Here is a 22,223-nt window from a genome sequence, read left to right on the forward strand (position 1 = left end):
CGGCAGTTTACCCCAACTTGCCCGCGCTGGCATCGGCGCGGGCGGGAAGGGCAGGCGTGGTCGGGAGGGAAAAACGCTCGAGACCAACAGGTTTCGAGCATTTTTGCCGGTAGCGTTTATTTGACCACGTTGCCGGCGACGTTGAGCACATCCCAGGTGCGGGCGAACGGCGGCGCGTAGCAGAAGTCCATCATGCCCAGCTCGCGCGCGCTGACGCCCTTGGCGATGGCCACCGCCAGCGCGTCCAGCCTATGCACCACATCGCCGTTGCGGCCTATCATCTGCGCGCCCAGCAAGCGCTGGCTGCCGGTTTCGTAGCAGAGCTTGACGTGGACTTCCGCTTGGCCCGGCACGTAGTTGGTGTGGTTCTTGTCCTTGACCAGCACGCTCTGGCAATCGAAGCCGGCGGCGCGCGCCTGCGCTTCGGACAAGCCGGTGCGCGCGGCGTCCAGCGACAACACCCGCACCGCGGCGGAGCCCAGGGTGCCCGGGTAGGCCTGGCGGCCGCCGGCCAGGTTCTCGCCCACCAGCCGGCCCAGCTTGTTGGCTCCGGTGGCCAGCGCCACATAGACTGGCTCGCCGGTCAACTGATGCGGCGCTGCGGCGCAGTCGCCGGCGGCGTAGATGTCCGGCAGGCTGGTTTCGCCATAGGCATTGACCACGATGGCGCCGTTGCCCAGCCGCTGCAGGCCGGCGTCGGCGGCGAAGGCGGTGTTGGGGCGGATGCCTATGCTCAGCACCACCAGATCGGCTGGGTATTCGCCGCGCCCGGTGAGCACGCTTTGCACCGCGCCGTCGCCGCGCAGCGCGGTGACGGCCTCGGACAGGTGCAAGGCCACGCCGTGTTCGCGCAGCTCTTGCTCCATCAGGCTGGTGATTTCGGCGTCGAAGGCGTCCGGCATCACCCGTTCCGCCAGCTGGATCAGCCGCACGCGCTTGCCCAGGCGGACCATGGCTTCGGCCAATTCCAGGCCGATGAAGCCGGCGCCGATGATGGCGACCTCGCGTACCTCGTCGCGGGCCGCGGCCGCGCGCAGCGCCAGGCCGTCCTCCATCACCCGCAGCGTGTGCACGCCCGGCAAATCCAGGCCCGGCAGCGGCGGGCGGATTTCGCTGGCGCCGGTGGCGATCATCAGTTTGTCGTAAGCGGCGTCGAAGGCTTCGCCGTCCGCCAGCCGACGCACGCGCACCCGCTTGGCCGCGGTATCTATGCTCAGTGCCTGATGTCCGGTGTGCACGCGGATATTGCGCTTGGCGAAGTCTTCAACGCTGAGTTCGGCCATATGGCCGGGATCGTCGAACTCGCCGCCGACGAAGTAGGGCAGGCCGCAAGCGCCGAAGGAAATAACCTCCGACATCTCGTAGACGTCGATTTCGGCTTGGGGCGCGCTGCGGCGCGCCTTGGCCGCCGCGCTCATGCCGGCGGCTTCGCCGCCGATGATGACGATTTTCATAGTGTGTTTCCGTCCGGTTTGTTGCTGTGCCGTATTGTATTGACTCGCCATGTGGCGGGTTCCGCCCGTATTGTGGGGTGGTTGGCGGCTTTAATGGAAAAACCGCCTAGTATGCTGGATTTACAGGCTGTAAATAGGCATTCCCAGGCGGTTTTCAAGGCGAAGTCTCGCGCAGCTGGTTAAGCCATCTCTTCGTCCAGGTTGATTTCGCGGTCGCTATTGAACACCTGCATATCGGTCTGGCCCAGCAGGCGGCTGGTCACGGTGCCGGCGGTGATGGAGCCGCTGACATTGAGCGCGGTGCGGCCCATGTCGATCAAGGGCTCGATCGAGATCAGCAGGCCGGCCAGCGCCACCGGGAAGTCCAGCGCGGACAGCACGATCAGCGCGGCGAAGGTGGCGCCGCCGCCAACGCCGGCCACGCCGAAGGAACTGATGGTGATGATGGCGATCAAGGGCACGATGAAGTGCAGGTCCATTGGATTGACGCCCACGGTGGGGGCGATCATCACCGCCAGCATGGCCGGGTAGATGCCGGCGCAGCCGTTCTGGCCGATGGTGGCGCCGAAGGAGGCCGCGAAGTTGGCGATGCCGTCCGGAATGCCCAGCAGCTTGTTCTGGGTGGCCACATTCATCGGAATGGAGCCGGCGCTGGTGCGCGAGGTGAAGGCGAAGGTCAGCACCGGGATCACTTTTTTAGTCCAGCGCAGCGGATTGACGCCGGCCAGGCCCACCAGCAGCAGGTGCACGGCGAACATCAGCAGCATCGCGCCATAGGAAGCCAGCACAAAGTTGATCAGGTTGACGATGTCGGCCCAGCTGGAACCGGACACCACCTTGGTCATCAGCGCGAACACGCCATAGGGTGTCAGGCGCAGCACCAGGGTCACCATGCGCATCACGATGGCCTGGGCCACGGCGATGAAGTGGCTGAAGCTGGCGAACAGCTCGGGCTTTTTGCGGGCGATGCCGGTGGCGGACAGGCCGATCAGCACCGAGAAGATCACCACCGCGATGGTGGAGGTCTTGCGCGCGCCGGTCATGTCCAGGAAGGGGTTGGCCGGCAGGAAGTCCAGCACCAGCTTGCTAAAGGACAAGTCCTCCACCGTGCTCAGATTCTTCACCAGCGATTCGCCGCGCGCCATTTCGGCGGCGCCGGCGGTCAGGCCCTCGGCGCTGAGGCCGAACAGATTGGCCATCAGAATGCCGGCGCCAGCGGCGAGCATGGTGGTGAACAGCAGCACGCCCAGCGTGGCGGCGCTGATTTTGCCCAGCGAGGAGCCGCCTTCCAGCTTCAGTAGCGCGGCGATGATGGACACCATGATCAGCGGGATCACGATCATCTGCAGCAGCTTCACATAGCCGGAGCCGATGATTTCGCACAGCTCCAGGCAGGCGGCCAGCGCCGGCGAGCCGGGTTGGGCCAGCCATTGCAGCGCTGCGCCGAAGGCGACGCCCAGCGCCAGGCCGGTGAAGACCCGCTTGGTGAAGGAAACGTGAGTGCGTTGCTGCTGCCACAGCAGCGCCAGCAAGGCCAGCGTGACGGCTAGCGTGGCGATGACGGTCAAGGTCATGGAGAACCCCTTAATCTATTTGGTTTTGTTGTCAGGTTTCACTGGCCGCCCGGGCCGGCTTGGCATCAAAGCTGAGGAACGGGTTTGGGGGAGGGGCGGCGAGCTGGGCTCAGCGTAGCGACGGCATGACGCCGGCAGTTTGAGCGAGGTCAGACGAGCTTGGAATCCTGATAAAAAAAGCTTCACCCAGGCCGGGCGATGCTCTTGGGGTTCAAGCGCGACCAAGCTGGGGAATACGGCGAAAAGCGGCGATTTTACCGAGATTCCCTGATCTTTACTCATATTAATAAGAATAAGCTTATTGATTGTTTTTCTATCAGCCGCGCCTGCTTCAGGCTGGGGCTGCTTGGCGGAAGGGCGCATTGAGGTGACGCGCGTCTGCGCCGCCCGGCAGGCCTTGTCGGATGAATTGAAGTGATTGGCTTGCAAATCGCTGTTTTTATTGCGTTTGTGGCAAAAATTGCTTTGCGTGCCCGGCGTTCTGCGGGTACAATTGCGCCCCTTTTCGCTTTATTTGGCCCTTGTCCGTCCGGCCGCATGGGCAAGCGCGCCGCTTGCCGGTCTCAGAAAGGCTGCATCTCCCTAATGTCCGCTCCACACGTAAAACTTAGCCGTTCCAATCTATTGTTTCCGCTGGCCCTGGTCTTGTTCGAATTCGCCGTCTACATCTGCAACGACATGGTGCAGCCGGCGATGCTGGCGGTGACCCAGGAATTCATGGTCGACGCCTCCTGGGTGCCGGCATCGATGACCGCCTTCCTGCTGGGCGGCGCGCTGCTGTCCTGGCTGACCGGACCCCTGTCCGACCGCATCGGCCGCCGGCCGGTGCTGTTGTTTGGCGTCGCTTACTTCACCGTGTCCTGCCTGGCCACCTACCTGGTCAGCTCCATCGAGGCCTTCATCGCGTTGCGCCTGCTGCAGGGCATAGGCTTGTGCTTCATCAATGCCGTCGGCTACGCCGCGGTGCAGGAAGCGTTTGAAGAAAAAGCCGCGGTCAAGGTTACCGCGCTGATGGCCAATGTGGCACTGATCGCGCCGCTGGCCGGCCCGCTGGCCGGCGCCGCGCTGATGGAGCTGGCTCCGTGGCGCACCAGCTTCCTGCTGATCGCCGTGCTGTCCTTCCTGGCGCTGTTGGGCCTGCTGTGGAAAATGCCGGAAACCACCCAGCCCAGTCACGAGAAACTGCCGCTGGCGCGGATGGGCCGCGATTATCTGAAAGTGTTCGGCAACGGCCGCTTTGTGCTGTCCGCGTTGTGCATCCCGTTGCTGGCGTTGCCGTTGATGGGCTGGATCGCCATGTCGCCGGTCTTGCTGGTGCATGATCTGCACATGAGCGCGCTGGAGTATGGCCTGATGCAGCTGCCGGTATTCGGCGGCCTGATCGCCGGCAATCTGGCGCTGGTGCTGGTGGCGGGGCGCTGGCCGCTGGGCCGTTCCGCGCTGATTGGCATGTGGCCCATCGTGCTTGGCCTGAGTCTGATGCTGTCCGGCGTGCTGTGGTCCGCGCACCCGCAGTACTTCATGGTGGCCGGCATGACGCTGATGGCTTTCGGCGAAGGCCTGGCCTTCGGCGTGCTGTACCGCTTCGCGCTGATGTCCTGCGACTCCGCCGGCAAGGGCACGGTATCGGCCAGCATGAGCATGTTGTCCATGGCCGGCTACGCGCTGGGCGTGGAGATGTTCCGCATCGCTTACCAGCAGGCTGGCATGCTCGGCTTCGCCTGCCTGTCGCTGGCCTTCTCCCTGGCCTATGTGCAAGTGGCGCGCCGCACCGTGCGCTGGGCGATGCTGGAGCGCGCGCAGCAGGCGGAAACCAAGCAAGCGGAGCTGGCCGGCCAGGGTTCTTGATCCCGGAGCCCGCTGTGCGGACAAAGCCCGGCCCGCGGATGCGGCCGGGCTTTGTCATGATGGTCGTCGTTTCCCGGATATCCGCCGTGACCGCCGGGGGCGACTGCCTCTATAATTGATCGTTTCAGATCGCACCTTTGGAACAATCCTAATGAGCAAACGCAAGATTCTGGTGACCAGCGCACTGCCTTACGCCAACGCGGGGCTGCATCTGGGTCACATGCTGGAACAGATTCAGACCGATATCTGGGTGCGCTTCCAGAAGATGCGCGGCCACGAATGCTATTACGTCTGCGCCGACGACACACACGGCGCCCCCATCATGCTGGCGGCGGAAAAACAGGGCATCACCCCGGAACAGCTGGTGGACAGCGTGCGCGAACTGCACCTGGCGGATTCCCAGGGCTTCCTGATCGGCCACGACAACTACTACAGCACCAACAGCCCGGAAAACAAGGCGCTGGCGGAGCAGGTGTATCTGGCGCTGAAAGCCGACGACAAGATTGCCTGCCGCACCATCGAGCAGCTGTTTGACCCGGAAAAGCAGATGTTCCTGCCGGACCGCTTCGTCAAGGGCGAATGCCCCAAGTGCAGCGCCAAGGATCAATACGGCGACAACTGTGAAGTCTGTGGCGCCACTTACAACCCCACCGAACTGAAGAACCCGTACTCGGCGGTGTCCGGCGCCAAGCCGGTACTGAAAACCTCCGAGCACTATTTCTTCCGCCTAGGCGAATGCGCCGACTTCCTCAAGCAGTGGACCGGCGGCAGCAGCGTGCGCGCCGATGGCGTGACCCAGCCGCACTTGCAGCCGGAATCGCTGAACAAGATGAACGAATGGATCTCCGGCGGCCTGCAGGACTGGGACATCAGCCGCGACGCGCCGTACTTCGGTTTCGAGATTCCGGGCGCGCCTGGCAAGTATTTCTATGTGTGGCTGGATGCGCCCATCGGCTACATGGCCAGCTTCAAGAACCTGTGCGAGCGCAGCGGCCTGAATTTCGACGAGTGGTTCGGCAAGGGTAGCCAGGCCGAGATGTACCACTTCATCGGCAAGGATATCCTGTACTTCCACGCATTGTTCTGGCCGGCGATGCTGAACTACTCCGGTCTGCGCGCGCCCACCGGCGTGTTCGCCCACGGCTTCCTCACCGTGGATGGACAGAAGATGTCCAAGTCGCGCGGCACCTTCATCCAGGCCAAGAGCTATCTGGATTGCGGCCTGAATCCGGAATGGATGCGCTATTACATCGCCGCCAAGCTCAACGGCCGCATCGAAGACATCGACCTCAACCTGAACGACTTCGTTGCACGGGTGAATTCCGACCTGGTGGGCAAGTTCGTCAACATCGCCAGCCGCTCCGCCGGCTTCATCGCCAAGCGTTTTGACGGCATGCTGGCCAGCCAGGTCAGCGACGGCGACATCCTTGCCAAGCTGCAAGCCGCCGCCGATGAACTGGCCGCCGCCTTCGAGGCGCGTGAATACGCCAAGGCGCTGCGCGATATCATGGCGCTGGCCGACGTGGTCAACGCCTACGTGGATGCCAACAAGCCGTGGGAACTGGCCAAGCAGGAAGGACAGGACGCGCGTCTGCAGGAAGTCTGCACCGTGTTGATCAACGCCTTCCGCCTGCTCACCATCTACCTGAAGCCGGTGCTGCCCAAGCTGGCCGAGGGCGTGGAAGCCTTCCTCGACGTAGCGCCGCTGGGTTGGAGCGATGCCAGCAGCCTGCTGCTGGGCAAGAAGATCAACGCTTACCAGCACCTGATGCAACGCATCGACCCGGCCCTGATAGACAAACTGATAGAAGCGAACAAACAGAATATGCAAGCCACCGCAGACACTCCGGCCGCCGCTCAATACGAGCCGCTGGCCGAAACCATCAAGATCGACGACTTCGCCAAGCTGGACCTGCGCATCGGCAAGGTGCTGGAGTGCAACTTCGTCGACGGTTCGGACAAACTGCTGCAGTTCACCGTGGACCTGGGCTTTGAGAAGCGCAACATCTTCTCCGGCATCCGCAAGGCCTACCAAGAGCCGGAAAAACTGGTGGGTCGCAATGTGGTGGTGGTGGCCAATCTGGCCGAGCGCAAGATGCGCTTCGGCGTGTCGCAGGGCATGATTGTTTGCGCCTCTGGCCAGGACGACAGCGAAGGCTTGTTCCTGCTGGACGCGGACCAGGGTGCCAAGCCCGGCATGCGCATAGGTTGAGCCTTAGTTCCTAATCCCGACTGTTCTTTTTGCTAGTTGGGTCCCACGGCCCCTGCTGTCATATTGGCATGCAGGGGCCGCGTCATTTCGCGGCCCCGAAACCTTCACCGGGCTGTCATCTGCGGCTGTTACAGTCATCGCAAGTCAAATGCGACACATTCTCGGGCAGCTGGCGGAACTTCTGAAAATATGGTATGTCTCTAGATGAAATGAATTTTAAACAACCCAAAAACAAGAAAAAGGAATGAACCATCATGAAAATTTCTCAACTGAAACCCGGCTACAAAATCCTTGAGCACAAGGACAGTGGTTCCACCATGCATTACGAAGTAGTCAGCATCCGACAGGTGGGCAAGATGTTCGAAGTCACCTTCAAGTCCGCCTTGGGCCTTGCCAGCGCGCTTTATCCGGCCAATGCCTTCATCCAGGCTGCCGCCTGATGCCATCCCCCTGCGTTTGTCCATTCCATTGCGCAGATTACAGATGAAGCCCCGCAAAATGCGGGGCTTTGTTTTTGCGCCCAGCCTCGATTGATCCTTGCAAAAAACTCAAGTCACACCAGTTGACGTTTCAATGCAAATTGTTCATGCTGTTCGCATTTGATGGCGAGAGCAAACGTGCCGCAACGAGCAAAACTGATACTGGAAATCATCATCAATTTCCTGCTGCCCTGGCTATGCTACCGCTATGGTGAGCCGCGCTGGGGTGAAGCCGGCGCGCTGATGTTTTCGGCATTGCCGCCGATATTATGGAGCATGGCCGAGTTGCTGCGCTTCCGGCGCGTGGATGCGCTGAGCCTGCTGGTGTTGCTGGGCATTGCCTTGTCTCTGCTGGCAATGCTGCTAGGCGGCGATGCGCGCTTGCTGTTGCTGCGCGAGTCCCTGGTCACCGGTCTGATAGGCTGCGCCTTCCTGGCGTCTTTGCTGATTGGGCGGCCGCTGGTGTTTTATCTGGCGCGCGCGACTCTGGCTCGGGAATCGGCGCAGGGGCGTGAACGTTTCGAGCGTTTGTGGGGCTTGGATGGCTTCCGCGGAGCCATACGGCAGATGACCTTGTGGTGGGGGCTGGGCCTGAGCCTGGAGGCGGGCGCTCGCGTTTACATGGCCTGGACCTGGAAAGTGGAGCGAGTGCTGTTGGTGGCGCCCTTCATCAGCTATGGCGTGATGAGCGCCTTGTGCTTGATGACCTTGCTGTACCGGCGCCGGATGCGCCGTGCCGCCGAAGCGGCCTTGGCCGCTTCTTGAACTTGTTTGGCTTTGGACAAAAAAAGGGGCCGCATAAGCGGCCCGAAGTTCCGTGATGAACACTTAGGAGGAAAGACACGGCTGCTTGGTGTGCGGCTTCGCTGGCAGTCGAAGTCACAGCGGCAATGTCTTCCAAAATGCACAAGATCGCGCCCGCATCGGCAGAGCCTGTTGGCAGACAGGCGGCTGACTTCTCGGGCCGCAGTTGCTCGGGGAGAACAACTGCGCTGACCTTGAGTTCACTTTAGACGGTCTTTGTTGATCAGGTATGTGGCGGCTCGGATCAACTGTTAATAAATATGAATCATCTTTGTTCGAACAGTATTTTCGAGGCAGAGTAGTTTTTTCTAAAACGGCTTGACGGCATGAACCCCACAGGGTATAGTTCACTCCTCTGCACGAAACACAGCAGACGGATCAGACGCGGGGTGGAGCAGTCTGGTAGCTCGTCGGGCTCATAACCCGAAGGTCGTAGGTTCAAATCCTGCCCCCGCAACCATAAGCAAGCGCTAAGGCCAACTTTAAAAAGTTGGCCTTTTTGCTTTCAGATCATGCCCACGTTGATCCTTGGGGCGGTCCCTGTCCTGCCGAAATCCTTCTTAGAACCTGTTCAAAGTCTGTTGCGCTCCAGCGATACGGCGTTGAAACCGCGCTCAAAATGCTCATGTACCATTTGTACACTCCACTTTCTCAGCCGTTTTCGCCTTGTCTCGCTCTTGTTCGCGAGACTTTGAACTGGCTCTTAGTGATTGTGTGGGGTTTGGTCATTGTTTTGCTGGGCTTGTGGATGTTCTTGCATGGGGATAACTAGTGTACGGAATATGGCTTAGTAAAACATTTCATTGCGAGAGGAGGGCTCTCTATGCGCTGGGCCAATCCTGCGATGTCACGGTGCTAATGCCATATCAAAGAAGAGCCTGCGCGCAGATTGCCAACGCGCAGGCCGCTGGGATTGCATGAGCCGACATGGTGCATCACGCTGCGCCTAGCCGTTGCGCGGCGCTGAGCCAGCAGAGTACAACAATCCGCTGTCTACATGACTTTGCTTCCCATAACAAAAACCATTCCAGCAGAAAACACGAATAAAGAGTTACGCTGCTGTGATTGATGGGCTTACGCCTTATCATTGTGTCTAGTCACGACAAAATCCTGGATGCTGACTGCACCACCATTGCAGCCATTCATCGTGAGACATGGTTTTTCTTGGCATGGGTGAGATGGCTTCATATTCTTCGTCGTTGTGAGATTCAATCGGCGAAGAAATGAGCTCACCTTCCATCGTCTGAGCCCCCGCATTGTCATCATTGTTTGCATATACGGTAGGAGTACGTATTGCTAAAAAAATGACTATATAGATACTCGCTTTGGTCATGGCTTTTGCCTTTGAATTTAAGTTTGATAAATTAAATTTTAGTTTCGTTTTTAAGTTTTTCAGAACTGAAATACACCTCCTCTCGTCTGTTTGCAATGGGGCATTGCATGGATTTTTATGAGAAAAAGAAGTTGTATGTCTATGCATGTGGCACGACCCCCGATAGAGCAGATGAACGCGGGTCGGTCTACGTTCAAAGTGCATGTTTATTAGCATCTAAATTCAAGAGTAAGTTTGTTTTTAATTACTTATGTTGTTTTTGACTTCTGCGTGGGTTTTGGGATTGCCCAGAAGAATAAATCTTATCTGCGATTTTTGACTTTACCGCCTGCGCTCAGGGGTTGTGGCTCCGCCTTTTTGATACCGCATTAAAATAAGGGCGACGATAATTTTGATTAATGTTTGAACATTACCGCTGGCCGGTTACGGCTTGTAACTGTCTATTAGTGCAGTTTTTTTGCTGAATTCCGGTGTAAAGTTTTTTGGCTATATATCGACTGAATTTATGTTTTCATTTAATTATTTATTTTTTTAATTTATTCTTTTTGCATTTTTTGGTTCGCTGTATATAAATCCCTGCAATTGATTCCTATCCTTTTCTAAGCTGGAATCAATGATTTCCGCCAAGTAAAATCCTATCGTATCCCCTGGGTGTGGCTTGTCTGAGTAGTGATTTTTGTCACTTAAAATGGAAGGCTTAAGCCTGTGTGCGGAGCAATAGTCCAACGACTAAGTCTCTAAATGACAATGGGGTTTTAAGGCTATGCTTAATGCTTCGGGCCTTTCTATGGTGGGGGGCAATAACTGGAGCTATTCATCCAGCTGCGAGGCGCTGCTGGTGAAAGGTCAAGGTGAGAGCGGTGGCGGAGACAATGGCAAAAGCGGTGGAAATCGTTTGAAGCGCTGTAGGTAGGGCATTCCATTTGATTTAGCTACGCTTATTTGCAGTTTCAGAAATCGCCAGCTTCAGAAGCGGGGAGGGTAACGGTGGGAATGGTGATCTGAAGTTGGACCGCGGCAGTGGCGGGGTGAGCTTGGGTTGGAAATGTCATTAGCAAGTTAATTCTTATTTGATAGTATGAACATTTTCATACATTTGTATTTTGGGTCCGGATGATGAAAATTCAGCGACCCGTTTTATGTCTATGGAATAATTTTTCCGATTGCGTTGCTCTGAATTGAGACGCATCAGTTGGTGAAAGTGTGCATTTACCGCTAAACCCGTGGGTTTGCCGCAACATCGAGCAAGGCGATGACTGGCTGAGCTGAGGCCGCCGCCAGGTTTAATGGTCCGGATTGCATGTTCCGCTTCTGGGTCGGTGCCGCGCTGACTTATAGTGGTTTCATCCATCGCATTCAGGAGCCGCAGCATGCGTATTGCCGTTTTTGACACCAAGAATTACGACCGTCACGCGCTGCAGGCAGCCAATGGCAAGCATGGTCATCAGCTGCAGTTCTTCGAGCCGCGCTTGAACCTGGACACCGTGGGTCTGGCCCAGGGGTTCGACGCGGTGTGCCCCTTCGTCAACGACAGATTGGACGCCACAGTGGTGGCGAAGCTGGCTGCTGAGGGTGTGAAGCTGGTGACGCTGCGCTGCGCCGGCTACAACGGCGTGGATCTGGCGGCTTGCCGCCAGCACGGCATCGCGGTGACCCGGGTGCCAGCCTATTCTCCGCACGCGGTGGCTGAACATGCCTTTGCTTTACTGTTGGCGGTGGTGCGCCGTATTCACAAGTCCTACACCCGGGTGCGGGAGATGGATTTTTCTCTGGATGGACTGGTGGGCTTCGATCTTCACGGCAAGACCATGGGGGTGTTGGGCGCCGGCCGCATCGGCCAGGCCACGATGGCCATCGCCCGCGGCTTTGGCATGCGGGTGCTGGCCTATGATCTGTATCCCAATGCCGGGTTGGCGGCGAGCCTGGGCTGCGAGTTCGTGTCCTTGGACGAAATCTGGAGCCAGGCGGACGTGATCAGCCTGCATCTGCCGCTTACGGCGGACAGCCGGCACCTGGTCAATCGCGATACGCTGGCGCGGATGAAACCGGGCGCGGTGTTGATCAATACCAGCCGCGGCGGCCTGGTCGATACCGCGGCGCTGCTGGAGGCCTTGAAGGCTGGTCGCTTGTCCGGCGTGGGCCTGGACGTGTACGAGATGGAAGAGGGCGTGTTTTTCGAGAATCTGTCGGAAAGCGGGCTGCAGGACGATCAGTTGGCGCGGCTGCTGACCTTTCCCAATGTGTTGGTGACTTCGCACCAGGGTTTTCTGACGCGCGAGGCGCTGATGAATATCGCCGACACCACCTTGGGCAATGCCGGCGCTTTTGAGCGGGGAGAGGCGTTGGTCCACGCCATCTCCGCCTAGTTCAAGTTCAGGGCAGATCGCGGCGGAACACCCAGCTGAGCTCATTGGAGGCCGCCGCATCGAAGGCATAGCCGGCGCTGTCGAAGTGCTTGAGCTGTTCCGGTTGGCTGACCTGATGCAGCGCGGCCCAGCGCGCCATCATGCCGCGCGCGCGCTTGGCGTAGAAGCTGATGATTTTGTACTGACCGTTCTTGCGGTCCTGGAATACCGGGGTGATCAGGCTGGCGTTGAGCTTGGCCGGCTTCACCGCCTTGAAGTACTCCTCCGAGGCCAGGTTCACCAGCACCGGGTCTTTTCTTTGCTCCAGCACCGCGTTCAGCGCGTGAGTCACGGTGTCGCCCCAGAACTCATACAGGTTTTTGCCGCGGGAAGTGTTCAGCCGGGTGCCCATCTCCAGCCGGTAGGGCTGCATCAGGTCCAGCGGCCGCAGCGTGCCGTAGAGGCCGGACAAGATGCGCAAATGGCTTTGCAAATAGCTCAACTGGCCCGGCTCCAGGCTGGCGGCGTTCAGGCCTTCGTAGACATCGCCCTTGAACGCCAGCACCGCCTGCTTGGCATTGGCCGGGCTGAACGGCGCTTGCCAGTCATGGTAGCGGCCCACGTTCAACTGTGCCAGCGCGTCGCTGATGCTCATCAGCTTGCCGATTTCCAGCGGGCTCTTGGCGCGCAGCGTCTGGATCAGCTCGGCGCTGTGATCCAGAAAATCCGGTTGAGTGTATTGATCAGTGGCGGCGGGGGTGTCGAAGTCCAGCGTCTTGGCTGGCGAGATGACCATCAGCATGAGGCGAATCCTTATTGAGCAAGCTCCATTGTACTGGACTGAGCCCGGCTTGGCCCGCCTCGTGACCAGCGGCGGGCTTGGCCCTAGAATGCAAGTCTGGATTTGAATTCATTTTTCCGGCAAGGAGACGGCATGAGGGTATTGGTGCAAAGGGTGCGGCAGGCATCGGTCACGGTGGAGGGGGCAGTGCGCGGCGAGATCGGTGCGGGCTTGCTGTTGCTGGTGGGTGTGGAAGAAGCGGACGGGCCGGAGGATATCGTCTGGTTGACGCGCAAGCTCAGCCAACTGCGTATTTTCAATGACGAGGCCGGGGTGATGAACCGTTCGGTGCTGGATTGCGGCGGCGAGGTGCTGGCGGTCAGCCAGTTCACCCTGTTCGCCAGCACCAAGAAGGGGAACCGGCCGTCGTACTCGCGGGCCGCGCGGCCAGAGCGGTCCAAACCGCTGTTCGATCAATTCGTCGCCGCGATGGCGCAAGCCCTGGGCAAGCCAGTGCCCGCCGGGGTGTTCGGTGCCGATATGCAGGTGGCGCTGGTCAATGACGGCCCGGTGACCATCTGGCTGGACAGCAAGTCCATGGAGTAGACGCGGATGAATGCGAGCCGGCTGACATCGTGGCGGATATTGCTGACGCCTTATTACCTGAACCTGTACGCGCGGCAGGCGCATGTGCTGCGCGTGGCCGCGGCGTTCTGGGTCGGACTGGCGCTGAACCTGTTGTTCACCATCCCGCACGGCAGCTGGATGCTGGTGACCATTCTGATCGTGCTGGGCAGTGTGCCGCATTGGGGCGGAGTGAGGCGCAAGGCCTTGCAGCGCATGGGCGGCTCCTTGCTGGGGGCAGCCGCGGGCCTGGTGGCGATGGCCCTGTACCGCCATTCGCCGTTGTCCTGCTATGCATGGATGACGGCGCTGGTGATGCTCAGCGCCTGGTTCGCATTGGGCAAGGGCGAATACCTGGCCTTGCTGGTGGGCCTGACCATGGTGATCGTGGCCGGCCTGGGCAATGAACCGGTGGAAGCGGCGCTGTGGCGCGGCTTCAATGTGCTGGCCGGTTCGTTGCTGGGGCTGGCCGCCGCCGGCCTGTTTCCGCTGCGGGCGATAGACAGCTGGCGTTTCCTGCTGGCGGACAATCTGCGCGAAGCGGCGGCGCTGTACAGCAAGATCGCGCGGCGCCGCGAGGTGGACGCCGGCGTGGCGCTGGAACGCTTCAACGGCAGGCTGATACGCATGCGCGCGCTGGTGGCGGCTGCGGTGCAGGAATCCGGCCTGCCGGCCGCGCGTTTCGACGCGATCCAACGGCGCCAGCGCTCCTTGTGCAGCTTGCTGGACCGGATGGGCGAGGTGGCGCAGGCCACGCCGGCGCTCAGCGATGGCGCGGAACAGCGCCGCGCCATCGTCCGGGTCTTGATGCGGGCGGCGCATGGCATGCGCTTCAATCAGCCGGCGCTGCTGGCGGAGCCGCTGGACGCGGCGCTGAGTCCGCTGGCGCTGGACAAGCCATCGTATTGCCATTGGCTGGCGGCGGAGTTCAACCTCGCCAGCGAGCATCTGCGCGCGGATCTGGCGGAACTGCTGCCCCTGCTGATGCAAGTGCCGCCGCCCAGCCGTGGCATTTTGCTGCTGGTTTGGCACTGGCTGAGCAGCGCCAGCCAGGGGCGCAGCCGCTAGCGGCGGACAAGAAAAAAGCCAGGGCGAGCCCTGGCTTTTTCTGTGTGCCGATGCGTTTACAGGCCCTGGATGCGCACTTTCTGCCCCGGTTGCAAGCGGGTCAGCTGGCGGGAGTCGTTCCAGCGCTGGATATCGTTGTGGTTGACGCCGAAGCGGCGGGCGATGCTGAACAGCGTGTCGCCGCGCTGCACCACGTATTCCGCCGGCACGCTGCCGGTGGCGCGTTGGCTGGTCTGCAGGCCGCTGACCTTCAGCAAGGCGTCCTGCTGCGCGTTGGCGCGGCTGTTGTCGGCCAGCAGCGTTACGCTGACGCCTTTGTCTATGGGCTTGTTGATGTTGAGCACCTGGCCCACTTTGACGATGTTGGAGTCCATGCCGTTGACGGTTTTCAAGTCGTCCAGGCCAATATCGAAGCGGCGGGCGATGCTGTACAGCGTATCGCCGGCGGTCACGGTGTAGTTGCCGTCGGCATCGGCGCTGATTGCGGCCGGGGCCGCGGCCACGGTTTCCGCCGGCTTGATGTCCTGACGCGGCGCGGCGGCCGGAGCCGGGCTGGCCAGGGCCACCTGCACGGGTTTGGCTTCGGCGGGTTGGACGCTGGGCACCGGTATCGCTTTCGGGCTGTCCGCCTGCGCCAGCAGGGTGGCGCCGTTGCCGCTCTCAGGCAGCGAGGTATCGGTGGCGTCCAGCGGGCGGATGTCGCGCTGGTCCTTGCTCATCGCCACCAACACGGGCTGGCCGGCTTTCAGCGAGCCGCTGGACAGATTGTTGGCGGCCAGCAGCTGGCCCGCGCTCATGCCGTGCTCGCTGGCGATCTGGCTGGCGCTGGTGTCGGCCGGCGGGGTGTAAACCTCCCAGGTCAGCAGCGGCTTGTCCCACTTGGCCAGATTGGCCTCGAACTTGTCGGCCTTGGCCGCCGGGATCAGCATCTGCCGGCCGTTCTTGTGCGCGTACACCGGCAGATTGAACGCCGGGTTCAGCTCCTTGAATTCATTGATGGACATGCCGGCCAGTTTGGCGGCGATGTCGATATTCATATGCTTGCCGGTGGATACTGCGACGAAATAGGGCTTGTTGGGGAATTTGTCCAGGCGCACGCCGAACTTGGCCGGATCATTGAGAATATTGCGTACCGCCAGCAACTTGGGCGCGTAGTTGCGCGTCTCGTTGGGCATGCGGATATTCTCGTAAGTCACTTCCTGCCCGCTGGCCTGCAGGCGGGCGATGGCGCGGGAAACATTGCCTTCGCCCCAGTTATAGGCGGCCAGCGCGATATTCCAGTCGCCGAATTGCGCGTACAGGTTTTCCAGATAATCCAGCGCGGCGCGGGTGGCTTCGGTCACATCGCGGCGACCGTCGTACCACCAGGTTTGCTCCAGGCCATACTGGCGGCCGGTGGCCGGCATGAACTGCCACAGGCCGGCGGCGCCGACATGGGACTTGGCGGTGGGTACGAAGGCGCTTTCCACCAGTGGCAGCAGCGCCAGTTCGGTGGGCATGCCGCGGCGCTCCACCTCGTTCATGATGTGAAACAGATATTTTCTGCTGCGGTCCAGCGTGCGGCGGAAATATTCCGGCTTGCTGGCATAAAAGCGTTCCTGGCGCCGCACGATGTCGGCATTCACTTCCGGCAGTTGGAAACCTTCGCGAGCGCGTTCCCAAACATTATCGCCATTGCGTAGCAGGCTGGAGTTCAGCAGCATCATGTCCAGGCCCGCGGCCAGGCCCTCGTCCACGCCGACGGATTGGCGAAACGCCCCATTCTCCGCATGCGCGGCAGAGGCAAACACAACAGCAAATGACAACGATAGTGCCAATGGGGTGAAGCGATTCATTTGGCGGGCCCGGAATTCTGATTTCGGCTGATGCTAAACAGCCAACATAGGGGTGTCAACCAAAAAGCCAAATTAATTCATGCGCTTTGCTGACATATAGGCCATGCAGACTGTCATGTGCCAGTTATTTTTTACAGTGGCGATCACGATTCAGCTTATTGTCATGGTTTTAAAAGCGGTTTTTCCATTCCCGCAGCGCAGCAAACACCTCGACAACGTCATGCAGCGGCTGCCCGCTCCAATGCGCCGCGGCTTGCCGCACCGCCGGCGCGTCCGCGCGCAGGAACGGGTTGCTGGCGCGTTCCAGGCTCATGGTGGACGGCAGCGTGGGCAGATTTTGCTCGCGTAGTTTCTGGTCTCGGCTCATGCGGATGGCCAGCACCGGGTTGCCGGGGTCCACCGTCAGCGCGAAGTGCAGATTGGACAAGGTGTATTCATGCGCCGGATACACCTTGGTGGCGTCCGGCAGCGCGGCCAGCTTGCTCAGCGAATCGTGCATCTGCCGCGGCGTGCCTTCGAACAGCCGGCCACAGCCGGCGCCGAACAGGGTGTCGCCGCAGAACAGCGCGCCGGCTATCAGGTAGGCCAGATGGTTCAGCGTGTGCCCCGGAACCTCCAGCACCGTGGCCGTGCCGAAGGAAAGCTCGACGCTGGCGCCCTCCATCACCGGATGGTTGACGGCGGCGATGTCGGCCGGACCGTAGACCGCGGCCTGCGGCCAGCGTGTCAGCAGCTCGGCCACGCCGCCGATGTGGTCGGCATGATGGTGAGTAATCAGGATGGCTTCCAGCTGCAGGCCTTCGCGCTGCAGGAAGGCGATGGCCGGCGCGGCTTCGCCCGGGTCAACCACGACAGCGCGGCCGCCATGATGTAAAACCCAGATATAATTGTCACTGAAGGCCCCTACCGGGCTGACGGTGAATTTGGCTGGCATAAGGCTTCTCTTGATGAAGAATTCGTTTAGCGACTGGCTGACCTCCAGCGAATTGGGTCGCTATCTGCTGGAGCGCGAGCAGGCTTATTTCGACCGCGCCGTCGCCGACGTGTTCGGATTCCACGCGGTGCAGCTGGGTTTGCCGGAAGTGGATTTCCTGCGCGCCAACCGCATCCCATGGCAGTGCCGCGTCGCCGCCTCCGGGCCGGCGCACATCGCCTGCAATCCTGAGCAACTGCCGTTTGAAAGCCGCAGCCTGGACCTGCTGGTGATGCCGCATGTGCTGGATTTTACCACCGTGCCGCACCAGGTACTGCGTGAAGCCGAACGCGTGTTGATGCCGGAAGGGCGTTTGATCCTCACCGGCTTCAATCCGGTATCGCTATGGGGCGTGCGCAGGCTGATCCAGGGCCGCGCCGCGGTGCCGTGGAGCGGCCATTTCCTGTCGCTGGTGCGCATCAAGGACTGGCTGACACTGCTGGAGCTGGAGCCCGCCGCCGGCGGCTTCATGGCTTACGCGCCGCCGTTTTCCCGTTGCGACTGGGTGCAGCGCTTCGGTTTCATGGAGCGCGCCGGCGATCGCTGGTGGCCGCTGGCCGCCGGGGTGTACGGCATCGAGGCCGTCAAGCGTCAGCGCGGCATGCGGCTGATTCTGCCCAGTTGGAAACAGGCCAAGGCCAAGGCCGGCCTGGCGGTGGCCGCCGGCAATGAGCGCCATCACAGCCATCGCGGCTACGACACAACAGACCAAGCGGGGCAGGAACCCCGTCAATAACGAGACAGCATGACGACAGAAGACAAAGTAGAGATGTATACCGACGGCGCCTGCAAGGGCAATCCGGGGCCGGGCGGCTGGGGCGCGCTATTGCGCTTCAAGGGCAAGGAAAAGGAATTGTGCGGCGGCGAGGCCAATACCACCAATAACCGCATGGAGCTGCTGGCGGTGATCAAGGGCCTGGCCACCTTGAACCGGCCGTGTAAAGTGGTGGTGTATACCGACTCCCAATACGTGCAAAAGGGCATTTCCGAATGGATACACGGCTGGAAGGCGCGCGGCTGGAAAACCGCGGCCAAGGAGCCGGTGAAAAACGCCGATCTGTGGCAGCAACTGGACGCGGAACGCAACCGCCATCTGCATGTGGAATGGCGCTGGGTCAAAGGCCACGCCGGTCATGAATACAATGAAAGGGCGGACCAACTAGCCAACCGCGGCGTAGAGCTGGCTTGATCCTGCGGCGGCGAATCCTGGCGCCGCGGGCCTGGTTTGCGTGTTGCGGAACCGGGCCGGTGCGCCGGGTTTTTTAACCTTTTTTTAGATTGTTATCGGCTTTTTCCGCTCTCCATTAATCTGAGTCCGCCAATGAGAACGCTTAATTACTTTGGCAAACTTAACTCATTAATTTATGGAGAACAAAACATGAAGCCATTCCTTCTTGCGGTCGCCGGCGCGCTGACCATGTGCAGCGTTCAGGCCATGGCCGCCGAGACTTATACTCTGGATCTGATTAACAATAACACTCGCTGTGACCTCGAGTATAAGTTGCCAAGCAACCCGGATAAGAAAAAAGTCGCCCCAGGCGGCAAGGCCAATCTGGTCATCTCTGATGATCAAGTGGTGATTTATCCGGCCACCACGTTCGGCGGTAACTGTTATCTCGATCAAACCCTGGAGTTAACAATGACAGGGCAGGGCTCCGCTGAACTACTCAGCTCCAACTGGACTGGCGCAGGCAGGCCCGTGGTGATCAAGGGCAATCTTGGCGTTGCCTCCTTTATTTTCGACAAAACCGTGAAGGGGGGGCACAGCAGCGCGATTGGGGTGATCAATCGCAGCTTCAATAACCTGGATGGCAATACGCGCGTGATCAAGATTGAGGCCAACGACCCCGCGGCTAGCTGACGGCGCGTCCTCTATTCGTCGCCCTTGGCGGGAAACCCCGCGGGCTTGAGTGGCGGAAGAGCAAAATAAAATCCGGCCCGGACCCGGCGCGTTAGCGCGGCGGTCCGGGCCGCTTCGATATTGGGCTGCGGGAGTGGATTTATGGGCTTAAGGCTGAAGCCGGACCTAATATTCAAGAGGCGGTGGGCCGTGCCCGGCACCTCAAAGGACATCATGAAAACGCATCACATCATAGTGGCGGACGACCACCCGATGGTGGTCAATGGCTTGATTCATATTTTAAGGGATAAGGCCGGGCTGGAGATCTCCGCGACGGCCTCCAGCACCGACGAATTGTTCGCCGCGCTGGAATCCAAGCCCTGCGACATTCTGGTTTGCGATTTCTCCATGCCTTCGGGCGAACTCAGCGACGGGGTGCTGATGTTCAGCCGCATCCGCCGCCAGTTTCCCGGCCTTGGCATCGTGACTCTGACCATGGTGGATCAACTGCCGGCGATACGGGCCTTGCTGGACCTGGGCATCCATTGCATCGTCAGCAAGCGGGATGCCGAGGAGCACCTGTCCCGAGCGCTGCTCTGTGCAATGCAGGCGCGCAAGTTCTTTTCCCCGGCGATGGCCGAGATCGTCGACAAGATCGAACTGGAGCGCCGCACCGCCGGCAAGCAGGAATTGACCACGCGCGAGGCGGAAGTGGTGCGCTTGTTCGCTGCCGGCATGACCGTTACGGAAATCGCCGCCAAACTGAAACGCAGTAAAAAAACCATCAGCACCCAGAAAATGAGCGCCATGCGGAAAATGGGCGTGCAGCGGGATTCGGACTTGGTGATGCAGTTTCTGGGCCTGATGGACGCGCGCGAGTCATCCACTTGAAATCAAAATCCAAAGCCGCCGCCGGAGGCCGCGCCAATGCGCTGCGCGCGTTTTTTGCCGAGGTGGCCTACCAACTGCCGCGCAGTCAGGAACTGCATGGGCTGCAGCGGGTGATGAGAGCGGTTTTTCTTTTGGCCGGCATCGTGATCTCCATCGCGTTGCTGATTATTTCCGGCCTGGTGGTGCACGGTGTATTCAAGGATGAACTGGACGATATCGTCAAAAATTTTAGTCTGGTGAACAAAGCGCTGGACAATGATATGGCCAACTACAATATCAATAACTTTTACTTGGCCGAAAAGTATCAGCAAGCCTGGGAAAAGCGCGAACACGCGCCGGCGCCCATGGTGCGGCAATTCCTCGCCAACAAGGGCTATCTGGAATTGCACCAGCACGGCGACCCTTTCCTGACCTTTGCCTTGGGCGATCCGACGGCCTTGAGCACAGACACCTTGAGCCATTATCTGGAACTGAGCCGGCAAGTGGCCAGACAACTGGCGCAAGAAACCTTCCAGTTCCAGATCATCGGCATCAACTACACCTTTCCGGCCAAAGGCGCTTATCTGCTGATTGATTTCAATCGCAAGATCGAACTGCCTCAAGCGGTGGGCGCGCCGGTCGCGCCCTTGCTTGCCCGCCTGACCCAGGGCCTGCCGGATTTCCAGTCCGAGCACATGGCAGCTTATATCCGCCAGCACCCCAAAAAACCGTGGATAGACATCTTCGTCGATCCGCTCATCGGGCGGCCGGCCATCCGGCTGACCAAGGTGGTGCAGGCCCATGGCCGGCCGGTGATTTTTTGGGTGAAGAGCCTGGACATCAAGATCCTGCAACAATTAAGCCCCTACCTGGGCAAGTACTCGGCGGAGCTGTTCATCGACAATCGCGGCAAGCTCATTTACGGCTCGCTGGACGCGAGCCCGGCCATCGCCGCCTTTGCCCGCCAGGCGGCGCAAACGCAAAGCAAGGAAGCGGTCAGCGTCAGCTATCACGCCGGGAATATCTTCATCGTCGAGCACCTGCCGTTCCTGGGCTGGAGCCATGTGCAAGTGGTGTCCTGGAAAAGCTTCGCCCATAGCAGCTGGCGGCTGGCGGCCCTCACCGTGGCGCTGCTGGCGCTGGCCTTGCTGTTTCTGTGGCTGAGCCTGTGGCTGCTGGAACGCCAACTGATCGCGCCGGCTTTTTCCCGCTCCCAGCGCACCCTGGAGAGCGAGGACCTGAACCGCACCATGGTGCGCACCGCGCCGGCCGGCCTGGCCTTGTACGCCATCGAGGACGCCCGCATCATCCTGCAAAACCGCGTGATGGACGACTGGGAGCGCCAATCCAAGCATGGCGCCACCTTTCAGAGCCTGCTGCGGGCGCAGCCCATCTCGCCTGGCGAGTACGGCAACGATGCGCTGGACCGGCTGATCCAGTTGGAACTCGACGACGGCGCCACGCTGGACTTGCATGTCCACGCGGTGCACAGCAAATACCTGGGCGTCGCCGTGCTGCTTTGCCATGTCGTCGACGTCACCGCGATCAAGACCACCGAGCGCAAGCTGGACGAAGCGCGCAAGAAGGCGGAAGAGGCCAACCGGGCCAAATCCCAGTTCCTGGCGGTGATGAGCCATGAAATCCGCACCCCGCTCAATGCGGTGCTGAGCAGCCTGGAACTGCTGGCGCGCTCTCCGCTGGCGGCGGCGCAGCGGCAAAGGCTGCGCGTGGCGGAAAACTCCTCGCAGGCGCTGCGCGAAATCGTCAACGACATCCTGGACCTGTCCAAGGTGGAAGCCGGCCAGATGACGCTGGAGCGCATCCCCTTCAACCTGCGGACACTCAGCCAGGAGGTGGCGCAGGGCATGGCGCCGCTGGCGCAGGCCAAGGGCCTGGCCTTCACCGCGGTGATCGACGAGGACCTGGCGCCGGCCTATCTGGGCGATCCGGCGCGCATCCGCCAAATCATGTTCAATCTGCTGAGCAATGCCATCAAATTCACCGATAGCGGCGAAGTCATCTTCGAAGTCTACCCCCAGCAAGAAGAAGCGGCGGATTCTCCCATCGTGATCGGCGTCATCGATAGCGGAATCGGCATCGCCGAAGAGGATCAGGGGAAAATATTCGCCGAATTCACCCAGGCCGATACCTCGATTTCACGGCGCTTCGGCGGCACCGGCCTG

Annotated in this window: 20 protein-coding genes and 1 tRNA gene; 13 read left to right on the top strand and 8 right to left on the bottom strand. The window is 60.3% G+C overall.

The genetic code is table 11. The annotated features are described in order from the left end of the window. Positions 1 to 116: 116 nt before the first annotated feature. The 3 genes from LQT98_RS04000 to LQT98_RS04010 all read right to left on the bottom strand — a co-directional run bounded on the left by LQT98_RS04000 (position 117) and on the right by LQT98_RS04010 (position 3,457). Entirely contained in the window at positions 117 to 1,454 is a 1,338-nt protein-coding gene (locus LQT98_RS04000) for a CoA-disulfide reductase (RefSeq protein ID WP_231461201.1), read from the bottom strand. Between the two features lie 179 nt (positions 1,455 to 1,633). Then, the gene (locus LQT98_RS04005; RefSeq protein ID WP_048409914.1) at positions 1,634 to 3,028 is read right to left on the bottom strand and encodes an L-cystine transporter; all 1,395 of its coding nucleotides are present in this window, start codon (positions 3,026 to 3,028) and stop codon (positions 1,634 to 1,636) included. A 15-nt stretch (positions 3,029 to 3,043) separates the two neighbouring features. Then, positions 3,044 to 3,457 carry a hypothetical protein gene (locus LQT98_RS04010; RefSeq protein WP_231461202.1) on the bottom strand — a complete coding sequence of 138 codons (414 nt, stop codon included), beginning with the start codon at positions 3,455 to 3,457 and terminating at the stop codon, positions 3,044 to 3,046. A gap of 156 nt (positions 3,458 to 3,613) precedes the next feature. Between LQT98_RS04010 and LQT98_RS04015 the strand changes: the two genes are divergently transcribed. From LQT98_RS04015 to LQT98_RS04035, 5 genes are all read left to right on the top strand, one after another. Continuing rightward, on the top strand, positions 3,614 to 4,876 hold the full coding sequence (locus LQT98_RS04015; RefSeq protein WP_048409913.1) for an MFS transporter: 1,263 nt from the start codon (positions 3,614 to 3,616) through the stop codon (positions 4,874 to 4,876). Between the two features lie 151 nt (positions 4,877 to 5,027). Further along, entirely contained in the window at positions 5,028 to 7,088 is a 2,061-nt protein-coding gene (metG, locus tag LQT98_RS04020; RefSeq protein WP_231461203.1) for a methionine--tRNA ligase, read from the top strand. 254 nt (positions 7,089 to 7,342) lie between these two features. Further along, positions 7,343 to 7,528, top strand: coding sequence for a hypothetical protein (locus tag LQT98_RS04025; RefSeq protein WP_019103612.1), 186 nt, complete (start codon positions 7,343 to 7,345; stop codon positions 7,526 to 7,528). 177 nt (positions 7,529 to 7,705) lie between these two features. Beyond that, positions 7,706 to 8,332: a VC0807 family protein gene (locus LQT98_RS04030; protein ID WP_231461204.1), complete on the top strand. Its 627-nt coding sequence runs from the start codon at positions 7,706 to 7,708 to the stop codon at positions 8,330 to 8,332. 422 nt (positions 8,333 to 8,754) lie between these two features. Continuing rightward, positions 8,755 to 8,831: transfer RNA gene (locus LQT98_RS04035), tRNA-Met, on the top strand. Between the two features lie 633 nt (positions 8,832 to 9,464). Here the strand turns inward: LQT98_RS04035 and LQT98_RS04040 are convergent. Then, positions 9,465 to 9,851 (bottom strand): hypothetical protein, encoded by a 387-nt coding sequence (locus LQT98_RS04040; RefSeq protein WP_231461205.1) that lies wholly within the window; start codon positions 9,849 to 9,851, stop codon positions 9,465 to 9,467. Between the two features lie 919 nt (positions 9,852 to 10,770). After that, the gene (locus LQT98_RS04045) at positions 10,771 to 11,076 is read right to left on the bottom strand and encodes a hypothetical protein (protein ID WP_231461206.1); all 306 of its coding nucleotides are present in this window, start codon (positions 11,074 to 11,076) and stop codon (positions 10,771 to 10,773) included. On the opposite strand from LQT98_RS04045, the gene LQT98_RS04050 reads away from it, so the two are divergent. Further along, a complete protein-coding gene (locus LQT98_RS04050; protein WP_231461207.1) occupies positions 11,075 to 12,070 on the top strand; it encodes a 2-hydroxyacid dehydrogenase in 996 nt (331 codons plus the stop codon). The genes LQT98_RS04045 and LQT98_RS04050 overlap by 2 nt on opposite strands. A gap of 7 nt (positions 12,071 to 12,077) precedes the next feature. Here LQT98_RS04050 and yaaA read toward each other — a convergent pair whose 3' ends face one another. Further along, entirely contained in the window at positions 12,078 to 12,851 is a 774-nt protein-coding gene (gene yaaA, locus LQT98_RS04055) for a peroxide stress protein YaaA (RefSeq protein WP_231461208.1), read from the bottom strand. A 132-nt stretch (positions 12,852 to 12,983) separates the two neighbouring features. Between yaaA and dtd the strand changes: the two genes are divergently transcribed. Beyond that, positions 12,984 to 13,436: a D-aminoacyl-tRNA deacylase gene (dtd, locus tag LQT98_RS04060; protein WP_231461209.1), complete on the top strand. Its 453-nt coding sequence runs from the start codon at positions 12,984 to 12,986 to the stop codon at positions 13,434 to 13,436. A 6-nt stretch (positions 13,437 to 13,442) separates the two neighbouring features. Further along, positions 13,443 to 14,522 carry an FUSC family protein gene (locus LQT98_RS04065; protein ID WP_231461210.1) on the top strand — a complete coding sequence of 360 codons (1,080 nt, stop codon included), beginning with the start codon at positions 13,443 to 13,445 and terminating at the stop codon, positions 14,520 to 14,522. A gap of 56 nt (positions 14,523 to 14,578) precedes the next feature. On the opposite strand, the gene LQT98_RS04070 is transcribed toward LQT98_RS04065, so the two are convergent. Both LQT98_RS04070 and gloB read right to left on the bottom strand, forming a co-directional pair. Further along, entirely contained in the window at positions 14,579 to 16,258 is a 1,680-nt protein-coding gene (locus tag LQT98_RS04070; RefSeq protein WP_231461211.1) for a lytic transglycosylase, read from the bottom strand. 268 nt (positions 16,259 to 16,526) lie between these two features. Further along, positions 16,527 to 17,291, bottom strand: coding sequence for a hydroxyacylglutathione hydrolase (gene gloB, locus LQT98_RS04075; protein WP_048409906.1), 765 nt, complete (start codon positions 17,289 to 17,291; stop codon positions 16,527 to 16,529). Positions 17,292 to 17,304: 13 nt separating this feature from the next. Here gloB and LQT98_RS04080 point away from each other — a divergent pair, with 13 nt between their 5' ends. The 5 genes from LQT98_RS04080 to LQT98_RS04100 all read left to right on the top strand — a co-directional run. Beyond that, positions 17,305 to 18,066: a class I SAM-dependent methyltransferase gene (locus LQT98_RS04080; RefSeq protein ID WP_231461212.1), complete on the top strand. Its 762-nt coding sequence runs from the start codon at positions 17,305 to 17,307 to the stop codon at positions 18,064 to 18,066. 9 nt (positions 18,067 to 18,075) lie between these two features. After that, positions 18,076 to 18,519 carry a ribonuclease HI gene (gene rnhA / locus LQT98_RS04085; protein WP_231461213.1) on the top strand — a complete coding sequence of 148 codons (444 nt, stop codon included), beginning with the start codon at positions 18,076 to 18,078 and terminating at the stop codon, positions 18,517 to 18,519. A gap of 189 nt (positions 18,520 to 18,708) precedes the next feature. Next, a complete protein-coding gene (locus LQT98_RS04090) occupies positions 18,709 to 19,191 on the top strand; it encodes a hypothetical protein (protein ID WP_231461214.1) in 483 nt (160 codons plus the stop codon). Between the two features lie 213 nt (positions 19,192 to 19,404). Continuing rightward, positions 19,405 to 20,061: a response regulator transcription factor gene (locus LQT98_RS04095; RefSeq protein WP_231461215.1), complete on the top strand. Its 657-nt coding sequence runs from the start codon at positions 19,405 to 19,407 to the stop codon at positions 20,059 to 20,061. After that, the coding region (locus tag LQT98_RS04100; protein WP_231461216.1) for a histidine kinase dimerization/phospho-acceptor domain-containing protein at positions 20,058 to 22,223 on the top strand (2,166 nt) is incomplete at its 3' end. The genes LQT98_RS04095 and LQT98_RS04100, both read left to right, overlap by 4 nt.

The sequence above is a fragment of the Chromobacterium aquaticum genome, from assembly GCF_021129195.1.
Lineage (GTDB): Bacteria > Pseudomonadota > Gammaproteobacteria > Burkholderiales > Chromobacteriaceae > Chromobacterium > Chromobacterium aquaticum.